Genomic DNA, 16,531 nt, shown 5'->3' with positions numbered 1-16,531 from the left:
CGCGTCTCCGGCGGCTGGCATCGCGGCTGCAATCCCGTCTCCGCGAAGGCCAACACCTCTTCGACTCACACGCAGAAAGGAGCACCCCTCGGGGTGACGCTCTCCATGAAACCGCTTCTCCTCGTCGGAGGTCTCGCGCTGGTGACACTCGCGAGTCCCGCTTCCGCCCAGACGGTCACCAAGATTCTCGACAACGGTCCCGATGCCGAGAAGAAGGTCCTCGTCGTCATCGGCGATGGCTACTCCGCGGCCGACATGGCCGACTACCAGCAGTACGTGCAGGACACGGTCATCGACGGAGTCTTCACCCACGACGACTTCTTCCGGGCCAACCACACGGCGTTCAACGTCTACCGCGTCGACGTGAACTCCGCGCAGTCGGGCGTCTCGCTGCGGCGCTACAGCTCGGGATGTGGAACGAGCCCCGATAACGACGACGTGTTGAACACGACGTGCAACGCCACGTCGAGCCCGGCCTGCTACACGCACGACACCGCCTTCGACTACGTCTACACGGGCTGCTGGGGCCGCTGCTGGATGGAGGGCTCCGCCAACACCGCGAGCGCCATCAAGACGCTGCTCGACCAGCTCGTGCCCAAGCGGGACCTGGAGGTCCGGGTCCTCAATGTGCTCACGGGCGAGGGAGGAGGCTGCGGCGGTGGAGGCACGCTCGCGGTCACGAGCGGCACGTCCTGGCAGGTGCTTGGCCACGAGATGGGTCACATGGTGGCCAATCTCTTCGACGAGTACACCGCGAGCGCGTACTCGAGCACGACCTATCCCGGCTCCGTCGACACCAAGAACTGCTCCACGGATCTGGCCAGCCCGGTCTGGGCCGATCTCATCACCATCCCGACGCCATCGACGTTCGACAGCGCGACCATGGACGTGGACGACACGGTCGGCATGTTCCAGGGCTGCGGGACCTACGGCGTGGGGGTCTACCGGCCCACATCCAATGACCGGATGCGAGGCAACAGCAACCAGTTCTGCCCGGTGTGCAGCCGCGTGCTGAGCCAGACGCTGGCGGGCTTCACCGACTCGCTCGCCGATTACGCCTTCTACGCCAACTACCCGGGGGCGACCTGCCAGCCGGTGGGGGGAGCGGCGCTCACGTACACCACGGGGGCGAACATCTCGAACAACACCGCGGCCACGGCCTCGGTCCTGTGCCCCACCCGGCGCATCCAGGATGCGAACGGCGCCTTCACCAACCATTTGATGGGCCAGGCGTTCGTCGTCGACCAGAGCCCCACCGAGGATGTCTGCTGCCAGCTCTTCGCCCGCACGCCGGCCGGAGACCTAGCCACCGGTGCGAACGTCTGCTCCACGGGCAGCAGCAGCGGGTACCAGCAGCTGCTCCTGGACTTCCCGAAGGTGCGGATGCCCTACACGTTCGCGCACTTCGCCCTCAAGTGCACGCTCCCCGCCGTCTCCAGCGGCAAGGCCTCGAGCGTCCTCACCTACCGCATCGGCGAGCAGACCTACTGAGCGCCGCCTTCCAGAACCCTTCCCATCTTGAAAACAAAGGAACACGTCATGAACCGTCGTCTCGCCGCTCTCGTCTCGCTTCCGCTCCTGTCCCTCTCCGCTTCCACCGCCGCGCTGGCCGATGACATGGACAACGCCCCTGGCTCGATGTGCGTGGGGGCTGGCTACTCGCTCACCGTCAACACCGCGGGCCAGGCGGAGAACCCGCAGGCCTTCACCGTCACGGCCATCTGCCCCTCGGAGCGCAAGGTCATCAACGGCGCCTTCGCGACCAACTTCAGCGCGACCGTCTGGGTGAGCGACCAGAGCACCACGTCCGATGTCTGCTGCAAGGCGGTGTCGCGGCTGCCCAGCGGCGTCACGAAGGAGAGCGCCCTGGTGTGCACCACCGGGACGACGAGCAACACGGGGCTCACCATCCCCGTGGTCACCGATGGCTACACGTTCGCGCACTTCTACCTGCAGTGTCAGCTGCCGGGCGTCGAGAGCGGCAAGACGTCGCGCATCCTCACCTTCCGCTCCATCCAGTCTTGATCAGGTGATTCCATGAACCGCGCACAGTTGAAGTGGATGGCCCTGGCCCTGGTGCTCGGAGGGTGCGAGGCCCAGGTGGGCAGTGAACCGCAGGACACCGGGTCTCTCGAGCGACAGACCCTGGCCGTGAAGCAGCCTGGACGTGAGCAGGTGTCCACGCGGCTGACCCTGCGCTGGGAGCGCAATGGGTACCTGCAGGTGGTGGATGCCGTGGAGCTCCCCGGCTTCCTCAAGCTGGAGAAGAACCTCGGCGACCGGCAGTACGTGTATGAGGTGCGCTCGGGCAACGACGTGCTCGCCGTGCAGGGCCTGGACGTCGACTTCGAGCAGCGGTCCGCGGGGGGGCACCCCGGTGAGCCGGATGAGCACGGGGTCACGGACGTTGAAACCTTCTTCGTCGATATTCCAGGCCTGGGGCTCGACGAGCTGAGGAACGCCAGCGTGCGCATCCTCGAGGTCCAGCCGAAGCACGGTGAGTCCGCGGCCACGCGGGAGGCCGTGGGCCGGCTGCAGCAGCAGGGGCGCCTGGTGAGCGTGGCCGAGGTGAATGCCTCGCAGGTGGGCTCGGTCATCCAGTCCCAGGGGCGCCGGGTCGCCAGGAAGGCGCTGTCGCAACCGGGCGACAGCCAGCAGTCGCAGTGAGCTTGTGGGGGGGGACAGGGCGCGCCTCCGGTTCCGCCGGGGGCGCGCTCGTTTTTGTTTCGTGCGGCCGGACTCTAGTCGTGGGTGGTCGTGCTCCACGACGTCAGCCCCTCCGTGCCCCCGCCGCCATGGGCGCTCGGTGCGCGTGAGGCGCCATCTCCCTGGGCGGGTGCATGGGTGAGGACCTGGGCGGCCATCAAGGTCTGCACCACGCGCAGCACGTCGTCCGAGCCGGTGGCCACGGCGCTCTGGCCACCGTTCGAGTTCGCGGCGCCGAAGTTGACGAACTGGCTGTTGGCGAGCGCTCCGGCCACCGCCCGGGTCAGCTCGGGAGCCAGCTCCAGGCGGCGCAGGTCGAGATACATCTGCCCCGCGTCCAGCAGTGCCTGGGCCTTCTTGCGGATGGCATCTGCCTCGGCCTCGGCCACCAGCCGGATGCGCGTCGCCTGGGCTCGTCCCTCCGCCTCGACGGCGATGACGTTCTGATCCGCGTCCGCCTGCGCCTGGGTGATCTGCGTGGCTCCCAGCTCGGCCTGCCGGAGGTCTCGGAGCACCGCCTGGCGCTCGGCCTCGGCGCGTGCGATGGCCGCACCGTTGGTGGCCATCTGCGACTTCAGGGCCCGCTCCTGGTCGTTGACCTTCTGCGCGGCCTCGAGCTGGGCGATCTTCGCGCGCTGCTCCTCCCGTGCCTGCACCACGTCCGCGCTTGCCTTGGCGCGCGCCGCGGACTCGCGCCGCCGGGCCTCGGCCACCTCGCTCAGCACGGCCTTGATGTTGAGGCTGTTGAAGGACAACCCCAGGTCCAGCAGCTCGCGGGAGCAGGCCTCCTTGATGATGACCGCCAACTCATCGTCCTCACCGCGCGCCACCAACACCTCCTTGTCCTTGAGCGGAGCGGAGGCGGCGGGGGCGGCCGTGCGGGAGTTGAAGAGCTGGTCGTGCTTGAGCAGGTTGATGGCCCGCCGTCCCGCCGAGGACAGCACGTCGGTCAGCGTCGAGAGCTGCTCGTCCGCGGGCTTGGAGAAGAACTTGTTCGCGGCGGTGTTCACCATCGCGTCTTCCTCGCCGACACTTACGATGGCCGAGGCCTTGACGGTGACCTTGACGGGCGCGGGCGCTCCGGTCGTGTCCATGTCCGCGGTCTGGTCGGTGATCTCGATGTCCACGTTGATGGCGGACGCGGGGATGACCCGGCTGACGGTGAAGATGGGAATCACCGTCGCCTTGCAGGGTCCCCGGTAGATGCGGAGCCTGCCATTGAGCCAGCTCACCAGGCGGATCTCTCCGGCCTCCACGTCCCGGAGGAAGGCGCTGACGACCAGGGGGGTCAGAAGGACGACGAGCAGGGTGACGGCGGCCGCGATCAGCAATGCATTCACGGAAGTCTCCTTCCTTTAAAACAACGAGACGGTGACGCGCTCGTTCTCGGCGTCGACCTCCTCGATGCGGAGCTTGTCCCCCACCCGGACGGGCAGCAGGGCCTGGCCGTCGACGAGCCGGGCGCTGAGCTGGACGCTCCGTCCATCGTGGATGACCTGCACCATCCCCTTGCCGTTGTGGAAGGGAGTAACCGCGTGGGCTTCCTCCATGAGGAGCCCGGGAAGCGGCGAGCAGGGCTGGCCCTGGAACTGGGACGCCAGCTTCCAGAGAGGCGCGAGCACGAACCGCTCCACCAGGAGCGCCGGGACGAGCGCCAGCAGGGCCGCGAGCCAGTGGGGGGTGAGGAAGATCACCAGCAGGTTCCCGAAGGCTCCGTAGAGCGCCAGCAGGCTGAAGACGAGCCGGGGCTCGGGCAGGAAGTGCAGGAGGCTGTGGCCTGAGTCGCTCGTGGGCACCACATGGCCGTGGTGCGGCGTGGGCGAGGCGGGTCCGTGCCCGTGCGTCATATGTCCGGGATGCGCCACGTGTCCGGCCGAGTGCCCGGCCGAGTGCCCACCTCCGTGCCCCAGCTGCCCATGGTGGAAGATCCCGGGAACCGCCATGGCGCTCAGGCCCACGAGCCCCACGCACATCACGATGAGGAAGAAGAACATGTGTCACCCGGCCCCGAGCGGAACAGGCCGGCACCCCCGTGAGACATGAATGGACCCACCCGCTGGCCTAGAAATGTAGGCCTCGATCGTGCCCGAGTGACATGCACGCGAAGTGGAAGCGGATGTGTCAGGAGTCCGGGCGATGAGACATGCGCTTCGTCAGCCCGGCCAGGGTTCCGCGGATCCGCGCACGGGGACACCAGCGGACGCATGGGCGGCCGGCAGGCGCAGCGTCACGGTGGTGCCGCTCCCCTCGTGGCTGGTGAGTGTCACCTGCCCGCCGTGCGCCTCCACCACCCGTCGCACGAAGGCCAGCCCCAGTCCGCTCCCCGTGGCCTTGGTGGTGTAGAAGTCGTCGAAGGCCCGCTCGCGGGTGCGCGCGTTCATCCCCTCGCCGGTGTCCTCCACGCTGAGCACCACGCCCGTCCCCTCGAGCCGCGTCCGCAGGGTGAGCGTGCCTCCGCGCGGCATGGCCTCGAAGGCGTTGCGCACCAGGTTCTCCAGCGCGTTGGCCAGCAGATCCCAGTCCCCCGAGCAGCGCGGCAGTCCCTCCGCCAGCTCGCGCCGGATCTCCACCCCGGTCAGCCCGGTGAAGGCCTGCAGGGACAGCACGCTCGCCGCCAGTTGGTTCACGTCCAAGGGCTGCGTCAGCGGCTCCACCCGGCCCAGGCGCTGGTAGGTGCTCACCACCCGGTCCAGCCGCTCCACCTGCTCCAGCAACAGGTCCAGGAACTCGCCCTTGTCATCCCAGGGCCGGCCCTGCGAGTGCTCCTCCTTGAGGTACTGCGCGGCCCCCTTGAGCGCGGCGATGGGGTTCTTCAGGTCGTGCGCCATCTGCGCCGAGAAGCGGCCCAGGGTGGCCATCTGCTCCAGGCGCTCGCGCTGGGCGGCGAAGGCGATGACGCCCCGGCGGGTGATGGCCAGCAGCGCCAGGGTGATGGCCGACGTGCCCACCACCAGCACGCCGTACTGCGCCGCGAAGATCTGGAACACGGCCAGGTAGGACAGCACGCCCACCATGGCCAGCAGCAGCGCGGAGATCGCGTGGAAGTTGGACAGTTCCTGGCCGAACAGTCGCAGGCGCAGGGCCACCACCGCGATCGCCGGCAGGCCCAGCAGCGTGCCCAGGTTGCCCAGGCGCGGCACGTCCTGGCCCAGCACCGCCACCAGGTCCGTCCCCAGCATGGTCACCAGCAGCGCCAGTCCGGTGAGCAGCAGCCCCGCCCGGGTGCGCTCAGTGGATCGGACCTCGCGGCGCAGGTGCCAGGTGAGCAGGCCGAAGCCTCCGAGCAGCAGCGGCGCGGTGAGTGACAGCACCGCCACGGCGAAGCCCCGGGAAACGACCGCCGTGGCCACGCGCTCCGAGCCCAATCCCACCAGCGCCGTGATGGTCAGCGCCCCGAAGACGCCGTACGCGGTGAACATCAGCGCGGCCAGCCGGCGCCGCTCTCCCACGAAGGCGAGGATGAAGTGCATCGCGGACGGAGCGCTCATCAGCGCCGCGCCCGTGGCGATGAGCCGCCAGCCCGGCCCGCCCGAGTGTGCCAGGGCGAAGTCCGCGAAGTTCCACGTGGACAGCGCGATGGAGATTACCGACAGCGGCAGCGCCAGCGGGCTGCGCCCCACGCGCACCACGGCCAGGCCCGCCAGGGCCAGCAGCCCCGCGCAGGCCCCGAGGCTGATCCACGCCTGGGTCGTCATGGGCCCTCCGTTACCCGCGCCTCACAGCAGGGCCAGCCGGCGAGCCCGCGAGGGGTCCGCCACCGCGGCCTCCCACCGGCGCACGGCGGCCTCGCGATCGGCCTCGGGCGCGTCGGCGTAGTAGCCCAGGGTGTCGTTGAGGCCGCGGCTGAGCTCCTCGATGGCGGCCAGGCGGATGTCCAGCTCCGGGTGGCGCAGCGCGGTCACGAGCCAGTCCGCGCGGCGGCGCTGCCGGTTCTCCGCCCACCACGCCGTCCACGCGTGCTTGTCCAGTCCGAGCGTGGCGCGCGTCACCTCGCGCAGGGCCTCGGCGGCGGCCTGGGCGCACATCTCGTCGTCGCTGCCGGTGAGGTTGATGAGGCCTTCGATCGCCTCGCGGTCGTGCAGCGTGCCCAGGGCGCGGGCGGCCAGCGAGCGCCGCAGCGAGTCCCGGCTGGTGAGCTCCTGGCGCAGATCCTTCTTGGCCGCGTCCAGGCGGGGCAGGTGCTTGAGGGCGGCGGCGGCCACCCGCGCGGCGCTGGAGATGTCCGGCTCGTAGTCGAAGAGGCCGCGCAGCACGCCGTCCACCAGCTCCGCGTAGGGCAGGGTGCCGGCGGTGAGGAGCGCGAAGTAGCGCGTGTCCGCGTCGCTCGAGTCCAGCAGGGGCGCCAGGGCCTGGGCCGCGGGCCGGCCGAGCCGCGAGAGGGCTCCGGGGATGGGGCCCAGCTCATCGGCCTCGGGCAGCTCCACCACGGGCAGACGGCTCCACGCGGTGGGGCCGGGGAAGTGGGTGGCGAGCACCTTGGCGCTGGCCTCGGGCGAGCGTGCCAGCTCGGCCATGGCGCTCGAGCGCTGGTTGGCGTCCGGGCCGGTGAGGCGCTTGAGGAGGGGCCCGAAGTCCGGGGGCGGGCGCTCCTCCTGGGACATGACGAGCGGGGCCATGGCGGCGGCGCGGCCCAGCGCGTTGGCGGAGCGGGTGACGAAGGGGCTCCACCCCAGGCCCGCGGCCATCGTGGGAGGAGGAGCGCTCGGGGCCGTGCCGGTGCTGGCGACGGCCGGCTCGTCCACGTCCACGTCGAACTCGAGCACGTTGCGCAGCTCGCCCAGGCGCTGCTTGCGGAAGAGGATGAGCTCCTGGAAGGCGGCGGGCAGGTCCTGGCAGAACAGGATGAAGTCGGAGAGGCGGCGCTGGCTGATGGGCTTCTGGCCGCAGTCGCCGTAGAGGACGGCCACGAGCCGGCCGCGCACCTCCACCGGGTAGAGGAAGAGGGTGCGGGGAGGTTGCCGGCCGAAGAGCTCCAGGTAGTGCCGCGTCAGGCTGTCCGGCGGCATGGGGCCCGCGTAGCTGCCGCGGGTGATGGCCACGGTGCGGAAGACGCTGGAGGCGTCGAGCGGGATGGACACCTGCGAGAGCTTGTCGCTCCCCAGGCCGTCACCGCGCGCATCCCAGCCCACGGCCGAGCCGCGCAGCACGGCGAAGGCGGCCACGTAGTCGAAGGTGCGGCGCCCGAAGCGCAGGGCGGTGTCGATGAGCCGATCGCGGTCTCGCGTGGACTCCTTGAGGGCGGCGCGCGCCTGCGCGAGCGTCCAGTCGGGCACCTCGTCGCGAGCGGACTGGGGCGCGGCGGCCTCCGGAGCACGCGGCTCGAGCTGAGGGCGCGGCTGGGGCCCACCCATGGCCGCGACGGGCTGGGGCGCGGACGCGGGCGCCTGGGGCGGCGGCGCCTGGACCTGGACCGGAGGACGCGTGACGGCGGGAGCGGCGGGCTGTGCCGGTGCTTGCTGAGCCGGAGCCGGAGCCGGAGCAGGCGCAGCGGGACGCGCGACGGGAGCCGGCTGCGGGGCCTGGGGCGGCGGAGCGGCGGGACGCGCGACGGGAGCGGGCTGCGCCGGTGCGGGCTGAGGCACGGCCGCGGGGCGCGCGGGCTCGGGCATGTTCAGGCGCAGTGGCTCACGGACGGCGGCGGCAGGTGTCGTCGCGGGAGCCATGGGCGCGGCGGGAGCCGCCGGACGCGGAGGCTGGGTGGGCGCGGCGCTGGGGGCCGGAGCGGCACCGTTGACCCGCTGGGGCTGAGGTTGGGGTTGAGGCTGCGGCTGCGCGGGCGGCGCGGCGGGTGTCCTCTCGATGGGGACGGGCTCGGCGGCGACAGCGCGTGCCAGCCGCTCCACCATCTCCAGGGTGAGGGCGGCGGATTCGTCGACCGTGGGCTTCGGAGCGGGCGCCGGAGCTGCGGCGGCGGGCTTCGGAGCCGGAGCGGGCGCAGGCGCGGGCTGGGCGGGAGGAACGGGCTGGGGGCGCTCGGGGTCGAGCGAGGCGAGGAGCGAGGTGTAGCGCGGGGCGAGCGGCTGCCGGTAGATGACGGAGATCCACTCGCGGACGCGGACCTCGGTGGCCACCCACAGCTCGAGCGGCTTGCCGAGCAGGAAGCCCACCTCTTCCAGCTCCTTCTTGGGAACCGGGTAGCCGCAGGCCACGTGCAGGGTGTTGCCGTCGAGCGACAGGGGCACCACGCACAGGCGGTCGGCGATCTTCGGGGGGATGAAGGAGGCGACGTCCGCGTTGGGCTCGAAGTCGGCGAGGTTGACCGGACGCAGTGCCGATGCCTCTCCGAGCGCGTGCAGCACCTGGGACTCGGGCAGGAGCCGGCGCTCGAGCAGCGCGGTATCGATGGACCCCCCCTGTGCCGTCTGATGACGCAAGGCTTCCTCGGCCTTGTCCTGGGGGAGGAGGCCTTGCGCGATCAGGGTGTGGGCGAGATGGGAAGGCATGGGGGACGCGGCATCTTAAAGCCGCGGCCGGCAGGCACAACGAATCCCTGCATCGGCGGAGGGGGGCACTAGCTCGGTTGGACGACGTATGTGGAGGTGAGCTTGTCGTGGAGCGTCTGGCCGCGGCGGTCGAAGAGGGCCATCCAGAAGCCGGCGAGGAAGAGCCCGAAGGACAGGCTGGCGAGCACGGCGCGGAGGACGGCCCGGCCGGGAGCGGGGGCGAGCCCGTGGGTGTCCACGAGCCTCAGTCCGAGCAGACGCCTGCCCAGCGTGCGGCCATTCCAGAGGAAGGAGGACACGGCGCAGTAGACGAGCGACAGCACCGCCAGGAGGACGGCGCCGGGCACCAGGACGGACTGGAGGGCGCGGACCTGGACGACGAAGGCATCGAGTCCGGAGAGGCCCGTCTGGGGCGCATGCACGCCGGCCACGGAGGAGGCGAGCATGAGATACAGCGCGGCGACTCCGGCGATGGCGCCGGTGTCGATGGCGAGCGCCAACAACCGTCGCCAGAGCGAGGCCGGGCGGGCGTGGATCTCCGTCACCCCAGGCTCCGAGGAGACCTTCGCGGCAACGGGCGCGGGAGTCACGGGGCGCCGGGCGGGAGCGGTGGCCACGGGAGGAGCGGGCGGCTCGGACTCCTCCACGTCGACGGAGAAGGACTCCTCCTCGTCAACGGGCAGCTCCAGCGCGGCAGCGGGAGGGACGGGCCGCTCCTGAGGGAGGCTGGCCGCGGCCTGCGGACGCATCACAGGCAGTCCCAGAGCAGGCGCCTGCTGCTGCGGAGCCGGAGCCGAGGCGCTTGGAATGCCAAAGGCCGGAGTGTTCGAGCGAGGGGCCGGGGCCGCGACGCCGGGCAGGTTGAAGGCGGGAGCCTGGGGAGGCGGCGCTGGAGGACGGGGCGCGGCGGCCTGCTGGGCGTGGGCCGGGGCCATGGGAACGCTCGGAGCAGCGGCGGGCGGAGGCCGGGGCGCGGCGGTCTGGGCGTGGGCCGGGGCCACCGGAGCGGCGGCGGGCGGAGGACGAGGAGCGGCGGCCTGGGCGTGGGCCGGGGCCATGGGCGCGCTCGGAGCGGCGGCGGGCGGAGGCCGGGGCGCGGGAGCCGCGGACATGACGGGCGCTCTCGGAGCTGCCTGGGCGGTCGGAGCCATCGGAGCGGCCGTGGCCTGTGGGCGCGGAGGCATGACGGGCAGACCGGGAGCGCGAGGCGCGGCCGGTGCCGGAGCCTGCGGGCGAGGCGCTTGAGGACCGGCGGGCGTCATGCCGGGAGGCACGGGGGCGCGGGCGGTCATTCCGGGCGGCATGGCTGGCGCCGGCGCGTCACGATCCGGGCGGCGGCGGTCGATCTGGATGTCCTTGTCCAACAGACTTGGGACGGCCCGGGCCGCGGGCTGTGACGCGGCGGCGCAGGTGGGGCAGTCCCCTACAGGCGGCAGCGAAGCTCCGCACTTCAAGCACTTGGACAACGGTTCCTCCGGGCTGGAGAAGGCTGTAGCACCATGAAACGCCCTCCCCGAGCCGGGAGCAAGAAAACCGCCGGGGGCCGGGGTCCCCCGCTTGCTGGGAGGGCGTCTCAGGCGAAGCGCTTGTTGCGCGTGAAGACAATCACCCCGACGGACACCAGGGCCGACCCGATGATGGCGAGCACGACGCCCAGGGGCTGGATGCCGGTGGTGACTCCGCCCGGGATGAAGATGGAGGCGATGAGGGCGCCGATGACACCACCCGCCGCGCCGAGCAGCGCACTGCCCCAGAATCCCACCAGCCGTGTGGAGGGCAAGGCGACCCGCGCGATGATGCCCAGGATGAACCCGATGAGCGCGTAGGCGTAGATGGCCATGGAGAGCCGCTCCCTGTCTGGCACCTCGGAATGAAGGTGCCGTTGCGGAGGAAACATAGGGATGGCGGCGGGGGGTGGGCAGCCGGCAGGCGGCGGGGGCTCGTCCTCTCAGTCCCTACCCGAGCTCTCCGTCCAGATGGGCCATGACTGCGAGCGCGGCGAGCGCGGCCGTTTCGGTGCGGAGGATGCGGCGGCCGAGCGTGACGGGGCGCCCACCGAGTGCCCGGAGCGCGGAGACCTCCTCGCGGTCCAGTCCGCCCTCGGGGCCCACCACGAGGGCCACGGGAGCGCCGGGAGCGCAGGAGCGGAAGGCCTCGCCCAGGGGCACGGCGGACTCCTCCTCGTCGAGCACCAGCAGGGTGGTGCCGGGGGTGAGCGAGCGAGCCGCCTCCATGAGCGAGCGCGGAGGATGGACGAGGGGCACGTCATTGCGGCGGCACTGGCGGGCGGCCTCCTCGACGATCTTCGTCCACCGGAGGGTGCGCTCCTCGGCGCGTTTGGCCTCGAGCTTCACCACGCTGCGCGCGGCGGCCACGGGGTGGAAGGCGGTGGCGCCCAGCTCGGTGCCCTTCTGGAGCACCCACTCCAGCTTGTCGCCCTTGGGGAGCCCCTGGAGGATGTGCACCTCGCGAGCCGGAGGGGTGTGTCGGACCTGCCCGAGCACCAGGCGCACGGTGTCCGCGTCCACGGAGGCCACGCGCGCCTCGAAGGCGCGGCCGGAGCCGTCGAAGACCTCGAGGGAGGAGCCCTCGGCGAGCCGCAGGACGTGGAGGAGGTAGTGCCGTCTGTCACCCGAGAGCATCACTTCGGGGGGAGCGGGCTCGGGGAGCGGGACGAAGAGTCGGACCACGGGTGGGGAGGCCTCCAGGGTGGTGGGGAGGGGCGACTTCAGCAGGAAGCCGCCGTCCCCACCAGGGCCGGCTCAATGATGACGGTCGCTCAGCTGGAAGTCGGCGAGGGAGGGCAGGTGGTCGGACGCCTCGGTGGAGTGGTCCACTTCCAGGAGGAGGGGCTCGAGCAGGCGGGAGGCGAAGAAGGTGTCGAAGCGCTTGCCGGTGGCGGGCACCACGCCGCGCCCGTCGGGCAGCGAGTTGAGGGTGGACATGTCGGCCACGTCCTGGAGGCGCAGCCACTGCTCGGAGTTCTTGGGGTACGTGCCGGCGACGAGCAGCTCGCGGGCCTCGTCGGGCTTCATGTGGGAACCATCCGGCATGCGCACGCGCAGCTCGCGAGCGCGGCGGAGCGGGTCGGGCAGTTCGTGCTCCAGAGCGTGGAGGGCGCGGCGCACGCGCACGTCGGCGATGTTGCCCACGCCCCAGTCACCCACGCTGGGGTGCACGTCGCCGTAGCGCGACTCGTAGTCCTTCACGGTCTCGGTGGGCTCGTGCTTGCGGATGGGGCTGGGCAGCAGCGAGTAGTAGTGCTTGACGTTGATGTTGGCGTTGAAGTCGCCCAGGGCGATGGAGGGCACGCCATCGCGTGCATGGAGGATGGCCTGGAGCTGCCAGACCTGGCCGGCGTTGATGCCGCTGTCGCCCAGGGAGTGGTGCACGTCGTAGAGGGCCACGGTGTGTCCATGCACGTCGAGCAGCGCGAAGAGTGCGCCCCGGTCCTCGTCCAGCTCGCCCACGTAGCCCTGGCGGGCGATGGCCGCCGCGCGAGCGTCGTCGGGGAAGTCATAGGTGAAGTGAGCGGCCTCGCGGATGGGGTGGCGGCTGAGGATGGCCTTGCCGTTCACCACGGGGCCGCCGACATCCCGGCCCTGGTAGGTGAGGTGGAAGCCGTAGTCGCGAGCGAGCTCCACGGCGGTGGGCTGGCTGGCCTCCTGGAGGGCGATGACATCCGGCATCCGGCCGGTCTCCTCCATCGTGGCGAAGTAGCGCTCGAGCAATTCCCGGCGCTCGCCGCCCAGGAGGATGTTGTACGTCATCACGCGCAGCACGTGGTCGCGGGTCGGGCGGGGCCGCGGATGGTGCACGAGGAGCGTGATGCCCGTCCCGAGCTTGCGCGGCCCATGGGCCTGCGGCAGGGAGTCGAAGCCCTGGAAGACGTGGGTGGGCTCCCGGTGCGGCAGGTGTTGGGGCGGAGCGGCGGGGACACCATCAATGATGTTCCTCCCGAAGGGGAGGCGATCCAGTAATCGAGAGAGGGCCTGTCCTGGCATGAGTCCTCTACTGTGTGTGCACTACCCGCCCTGCACGCGACCACTGGGCGCTTCGTCGCTCTCCGTGTCGGCGTCCTCGGACGCGCTTGCTGCCCCGGCCTCCAGGCCGGGAGGCGTGCTGGTGGGGTCCGCGCTGCCGACGAAGTTGTCCTCGCGCTCCTCGGAAAAGGCGCGCCGCTCGTCGCGGGTGACCGCGTCCGTGTAGCCCTGGCCTGGGGTCGTGGTCTTGCTGAACTTGCCTGCCATGATGGGGCTCCTGACCCTGGAAGGTGTGCCTCCCTCCAATCTCTGGTGGCTGGAGTCACTCGCCAACCCGTCCAGATGCCCGGAGGGGAGGGGAGGCGAGGGGGCGAGCGATTGGGGGCGAGGCAAAGAGGCGGCACACCTGCTATGCGCAGCGCGCCATGTCTCATGAGTGGGAAGGAAGCCATGATGGCGCGTCGAGGCAATGAGAGCACCGTGGCCCGGTTCGAGCTTGCGCGGGCGAACCAGGAGCAGGTGCTGGCCGAGAGCGCGCTGCGGGGTGAGCAGGTGGTGTCCCTGGTGCGGGTTGCGCTGGTGGTGCTGGCGGGGCTGAGCCAGTCGGTCATCGCGAGGATGTCGGGCGAGCTGTTGCCGCGAGATCCCCAGCGGGTGCTGGCGGTGGCGCTCTACGCGGTGAACGCCATTGGCCTGGCGGTGGTGCTGCACTTCCAGAAGCCGGACCTGCGCCGGGCGATGTGGAGGCCGGTGCTCATCTCGCTGCTGGACTGTGGCTTCTTCGGCTTCGTGGTGTGGAGGGCCTTCCGTGTCACGGGGGACTTCGATCTGGAGATGCTGGCGGCGAGCTGCGCGGTGGTGCTCGCCTTCTCGGTGGCGCGTTACAGCTGGCTGCACGTGGTGATGTCCACGGCGATGGCCTCGGCGACCTACGCGCTGGTGTGCTGGGGGGCGGACGCGTTCTCGGATGCGAGGGTGAGCTTCGTGCTGGGGTGCTACATCGCGCTCGGGCTGCTCATCGGGTGGGCGAACACGGCGGTGAGCAGCATGTTCCTGAGGCTGCGGCGGCGCGACAACCTCTCGCGCTTCCTGCCGAGGCAGGTGGTGGAGCAGGTGCTGAATCACGGGGACGGAGCGCTGGAGCCGGTGCAGCGTGAGGTGACGATCCTCTTCAGCGACATCCGGGACTTCACGGCGCTGAGCGAGTCACTGTCGCCGCGCGTGGTGCTGGAGCTGCTGGACGATTACTTCGAGCACATGGGGCACATCGTCATGGAGCACGGGGGCATCGTGAACAAGTTCCTGGGTGACGGGATGCTGGCGTGCTGGGGCGTGCCGGACGGGGATGCGAGTCACGCGGAGCACGCGATGAAGGCGGCGCTCGACATGCGCAAGAAGCTGGAGGAGATCAACGCCTGGAGGGAGCAGCGAGGCGAGCCGCCGCTGCGAATCGGGATCGGGCTGCACACGGGGGTGGTGGCGGCGGGGATGCTGGGAGGGGCGGAGCAGCACGAGTACACGGTGATTGGTGACGCGGTGAACCTGGCCTCGCGAGTGGAGGGCCTGACGAAGGCGCTGGGGGTGGACATCCTGGTGAGCGAGAGCACCTGGAGGGCGGGACAGGGCCACTTCCAGGGCGAGCGCATCTCCGAGGAGCGGGTGAAGGGGCGCCGGGAGTCGGTGGTGGTGTACTCGCTGAAGGGCCGGGCGGTGCTCAGGGAGAAGGACGCGCCCCCACTGCTGGCGGCGAGGAGCGTCGGCTCCCTCTGACCTACCTGGCCGTCTGGGGAGCGGCCTGGACCTGGGGCGAGAGCTTGTAGTCGCCGGTGAGCAGGGCGACGAAGAACAGAGGCCCGACGAGGGCGTGGATGAGGTTGGTGAAGAAGGAGGGGGACTTCTTCTCCCAGACGGCGTGGCCGGCGAGCTGGACGAGCCACCCGAAGACGGCGATGGCGACGACGGCCCAGACGGGCAGCAGTCGGCCGAGCGGGATGCAGAGCGCAGTGGCGGCGGAGACGATGAGACCCAGCTTCGCATCCGCGCGCAGGTACCAGATGGAGGCGAGCGCCCAGGCCACGAAGGCGAGGGTGAGCGAGCCGCCGGGCAGGGCGGGCACGGAGGCCAGCCGCACCCAGTCCAGCATGGCGACGATGTGCAGGACGATGAGGGGGATGGCCACCTTGTGGGTGAGGCGGTTGGTGGGGTGCTGGTGCGAGGCGATGTACTCGTCGAACAGCGCCTGGGTGCGTGGCTTCAGCATGCGGTGTCCTCCAGCCCTCTGTGGAACGGGGATGACCTAGCGGTAACACGCAAGCCTACAGGACGCATCCAGGCGGTCCGCTACTTTGCTCGGTGGAAGTCCAGTCGTACCCACTCGCCCTGTTGGGCGCCCGGCTCCGGTACCAGTCCGAGCTTCACGTAGGCGGCCTCCACCTCCGCCTTCTGGTGCGCGAGCACTCCCGCCATCAGCAGCTTGTCCTTCACCTTGGGGACGATGAGCGGCGCCAGCTCGATGAGGGTGTTGGCGAGGATGTTGGCCACCACCAGGTCGAAGGTGCCCTCCACCGCCGTCAGTTCCTTGCCGGACAGCTCCACCTCGGGTGTGCCGTTGTCCTGTGCGTTCTCCTTCGCCAGCTCCACCGACACCGCATCGTTGTCCGTGCCCACTACCCGGCCGGCTCCGAGCTTCTTGGCGGCGATGGCCAACACGCCCGTACCCGTACCCACATCCAGCACGCTCGCTCCCGGATGAGTGCTCATGTAGTCATCCACCGCACCGAGACACAGCGAGGTGGTGGGATGGTCACCGGTGCCGAAGGCCATCTTCGGTTCGATGACGAGCCGCACCTTGTCCGCGGGCGCGTTCTGCGCTTCCCAGGGGGGGCCCACCCACAGTCGTCCTACCTGCACCGACTTGATGTGGACCTTCCAGGCGTTGCTCCAGTCCTGCTGCTGCTCCTCGGCCAGCTGTATCCGCGCCGACGGGTGGGCCTCTGCGAGCGACGCTCTCGCCTCCTCGGCCGTCTCCGCGTCCTCGAAGTAGGCCACGAGGATGGCTTCGCCCGCCGAGGGAGCTCGCACTCCCGGCATGGTGGGCGTCTCCCGATCTCGCACCTCCAGTCCCATTGCCCCTACCTCATGCAGCAGATCCTGCGCTGCTTCCGACTCTGCCTCGGGTAGATCCACCGTGAGTGTCTGATACGTCCCCGTCATGTCGCCCTTCTCGCGTCTCGCGTTGCTCTCCGGAAGATGCCGGGATGGCTGCAACGGGGAAAGAAATTTTCGAGCGAACGCCCAAGCCTCGTTGCTCGGTGTTCGGGTGTCCAAGGATGCGGTGATCCCTTCTTGGGATTTGGGGTAAGCTGACCGCAAGAGGAGCAATCGAAGGCTGTCGAAGTT

Annotated in this window: 15 protein-coding genes; 4 read left to right on the top strand and 11 right to left on the bottom strand. The window is 70.4% G+C overall.

Features of this window, described 5'->3' with window-relative positions:
• Positions 1-105: 105 nt before the first annotated feature.
• From DAT35_RS21030 to DAT35_RS21020, 3 genes are read left to right on the top strand one after another with little or no spacing between them, the layout of a single operon-like run.
• Complete coding sequence (locus DAT35_RS21030; protein ID WP_146209812.1) at positions 106-1,491, top strand: M64 family metallopeptidase; 1,386 nt, start codon at positions 106-108, stop codon at positions 1,489-1,491.
• 48 nt (positions 1,492-1,539) lie between these two features.
• Positions 1,540-2,025: a hypothetical protein gene (locus DAT35_RS21025; protein WP_108068852.1), complete on the top strand. Its 486-nt coding sequence runs from the start codon at positions 1,540-1,542 to the stop codon at positions 2,023-2,025.
• A 12-nt stretch (positions 2,026-2,037) separates the two neighbouring features.
• Positions 2,038-2,667, top strand: a complete 630-nt coding sequence (locus tag DAT35_RS21020) for a hypothetical protein (protein WP_108068851.1) — start codon at positions 2,038-2,040, stop codon at positions 2,665-2,667.
• A 74-nt stretch (positions 2,668-2,741) separates the two neighbouring features.
• Here DAT35_RS21020 and DAT35_RS21015 read toward each other — a convergent pair whose 3' ends face one another.
• From DAT35_RS21015 to DAT35_RS20975, 9 genes are all read right to left on the bottom strand, one after another.
• Positions 2,742-4,046 (bottom strand): SPFH domain-containing protein, encoded by a 1,305-nt coding sequence (locus DAT35_RS21015; RefSeq protein WP_108068850.1) that lies wholly within the window; start codon positions 4,044-4,046, stop codon positions 2,742-2,744.
• A 15-nt stretch (positions 4,047-4,061) separates the two neighbouring features.
• A complete protein-coding gene (locus tag DAT35_RS21010; protein ID WP_108068849.1) occupies positions 4,062-4,700 on the bottom strand; it encodes a hypothetical protein in 639 nt (212 codons plus the stop codon).
• Between the two features lie 159 nt (positions 4,701-4,859).
• Positions 4,860-6,401, bottom strand: coding sequence for a nitrogen regulation protein NR(II) (locus DAT35_RS21005; RefSeq protein WP_108068848.1), 1,542 nt, complete (start codon positions 6,399-6,401; stop codon positions 4,860-4,862).
• Between the two features lie 21 nt (positions 6,402-6,422).
• On the bottom strand, positions 6,423-9,149 hold the full coding sequence (locus DAT35_RS21000) for a FrgA protein (RefSeq protein ID WP_108068847.1): 2,727 nt from the start codon (positions 9,147-9,149) through the stop codon (positions 6,423-6,425).
• A 68-nt stretch (positions 9,150-9,217) separates the two neighbouring features.
• On the bottom strand, positions 9,218-10,261 hold the full coding sequence (locus DAT35_RS20995; RefSeq protein ID WP_233261607.1) for an RDD family protein: 1,044 nt from the start codon (positions 10,259-10,261) through the stop codon (positions 9,218-9,220).
• 461 nt (positions 10,262-10,722) lie between these two features.
• On the bottom strand, positions 10,723-10,989 hold the full coding sequence (locus DAT35_RS20990; RefSeq protein WP_108068846.1) for a GlsB/YeaQ/YmgE family stress response membrane protein: 267 nt from the start codon (positions 10,987-10,989) through the stop codon (positions 10,723-10,725).
• Between the two features lie 115 nt (positions 10,990-11,104).
• Complete coding sequence (locus DAT35_RS20985) at positions 11,105-11,839, bottom strand: 16S rRNA (uracil(1498)-N(3))-methyltransferase (RefSeq protein ID WP_108068844.1); 735 nt, start codon at positions 11,837-11,839, stop codon at positions 11,105-11,107.
• Positions 11,840-11,911: 72 nt separating this feature from the next.
• Positions 11,912-12,919: an endonuclease/exonuclease/phosphatase family protein gene (locus DAT35_RS20980; RefSeq protein ID WP_233261606.1), complete on the bottom strand. Its 1,008-nt coding sequence runs from the start codon at positions 12,917-12,919 to the stop codon at positions 11,912-11,914.
• 255 nt (positions 12,920-13,174) lie between these two features.
• The gene (locus tag DAT35_RS20975; RefSeq protein ID WP_108068840.1) at positions 13,175-13,399 is read right to left on the bottom strand and encodes a hypothetical protein; all 225 of its coding nucleotides are present in this window, start codon (positions 13,397-13,399) and stop codon (positions 13,175-13,177) included.
• 183 nt (positions 13,400-13,582) lie between these two features.
• On the opposite strand from DAT35_RS20975, the gene DAT35_RS20970 reads away from it, so the two are divergent.
• On the top strand, positions 13,583-14,902 hold the full coding sequence (locus DAT35_RS20970) for an adenylate/guanylate cyclase domain-containing protein (RefSeq protein WP_199242952.1): 1,320 nt from the start codon (positions 13,583-13,585) through the stop codon (positions 14,900-14,902).
• Between the two features lies 1 nt (position 14,903).
• Here DAT35_RS20970 and DAT35_RS20965 read toward each other — a convergent pair whose 3' ends face one another.
• Both DAT35_RS20965 and DAT35_RS20960 read right to left on the bottom strand, forming a co-directional pair.
• The gene (locus tag DAT35_RS20965) at positions 14,904-15,392 is read right to left on the bottom strand and encodes a DUF962 domain-containing protein (RefSeq protein ID WP_108068837.1); all 489 of its coding nucleotides are present in this window, start codon (positions 15,390-15,392) and stop codon (positions 14,904-14,906) included.
• An 80-nt stretch (positions 15,393-15,472) separates the two neighbouring features.
• Complete coding sequence (locus tag DAT35_RS20960; RefSeq protein ID WP_108068835.1) at positions 15,473-16,345, bottom strand: 50S ribosomal protein L11 methyltransferase; 873 nt, start codon at positions 16,343-16,345, stop codon at positions 15,473-15,475.
• Between the last annotated feature and the right edge of the window lie 186 nt (positions 16,346-16,531).

This window comes from Vitiosangium sp. GDMCC 1.1324 (assembly GCF_003044305.1).
Classification (GTDB): domain Bacteria; phylum Myxococcota; class Myxococcia; order Myxococcales; family Myxococcaceae; genus Archangium.
Note: the sequence above shows the minus strand (reverse complement) of the source record. Positions and strands in the feature narration are given on the sequence as shown.

Excerpts from the sequence above, each read along its gene's own strand:
- DAT35_RS20970 (WP_199242952.1), top strand. The coding sequence starts at position 13,583 with ATGATGGCGCGTCGAGGCAATGAGAGCACCGTGGCCCGGTTCGAGCTT.
- DAT35_RS20975 (WP_108068840.1), bottom strand. The coding sequence starts at position 13,399 with ATGGCAGGCAAGTTCAGCAAGACCACGACCCCAGGCCAGGGCTACACG.
- DAT35_RS21010 (WP_108068849.1), bottom strand. The coding sequence starts at position 4,700 with ATGTTCTTCTTCCTCATCGTGATGTGCGTGGGGCTCGTGGGCCTGAGC.
- DAT35_RS20995 (WP_233261607.1), bottom strand. The coding sequence starts at position 10,261 with ATGTCCGCGGCTCCCGCGCCCCGGCCTCCGCCCGCCGCCGCTCCGAGC.
- DAT35_RS20990 (WP_108068846.1), bottom strand. The coding sequence starts at position 10,989 with ATGGCCATCTACGCCTACGCGCTCATCGGGTTCATCCTGGGCATCATC.
- DAT35_RS21020 (WP_108068851.1), top strand. The coding sequence starts at position 2,038 with ATGAACCGCGCACAGTTGAAGTGGATGGCCCTGGCCCTGGTGCTCGGA.
- DAT35_RS20960 (WP_108068835.1), bottom strand. The coding sequence starts at position 16,345 with ATGACGGGGACGTATCAGACACTCACGGTGGATCTACCCGAGGCAGAG.
- DAT35_RS21005 (WP_108068848.1), bottom strand. The coding sequence starts at position 6,401 with ATGACGACCCAGGCGTGGATCAGCCTCGGGGCCTGCGCGGGGCTGCTG.
- DAT35_RS21000 (WP_108068847.1), bottom strand. The coding sequence starts at position 9,149 with ATGCCTTCCCATCTCGCCCACACCCTGATCGCGCAAGGCCTCCTCCCC.
- DAT35_RS21030 (WP_146209812.1), top strand. The coding sequence starts at position 106 with ATGAAACCGCTTCTCCTCGTCGGAGGTCTCGCGCTGGTGACACTCGCG.
- DAT35_RS21025 (WP_108068852.1), top strand. The coding sequence starts at position 1,540 with ATGAACCGTCGTCTCGCCGCTCTCGTCTCGCTTCCGCTCCTGTCCCTC.
- DAT35_RS20965 (WP_108068837.1), bottom strand. The coding sequence starts at position 15,392 with ATGCTGAAGCCACGCACCCAGGCGCTGTTCGACGAGTACATCGCCTCG.
- DAT35_RS20980 (WP_233261606.1), bottom strand. The coding sequence starts at position 12,919 with ATGACGTACAACATCCTCCTGGGCGGCGAGCGCCGGGAATTGCTCGAG.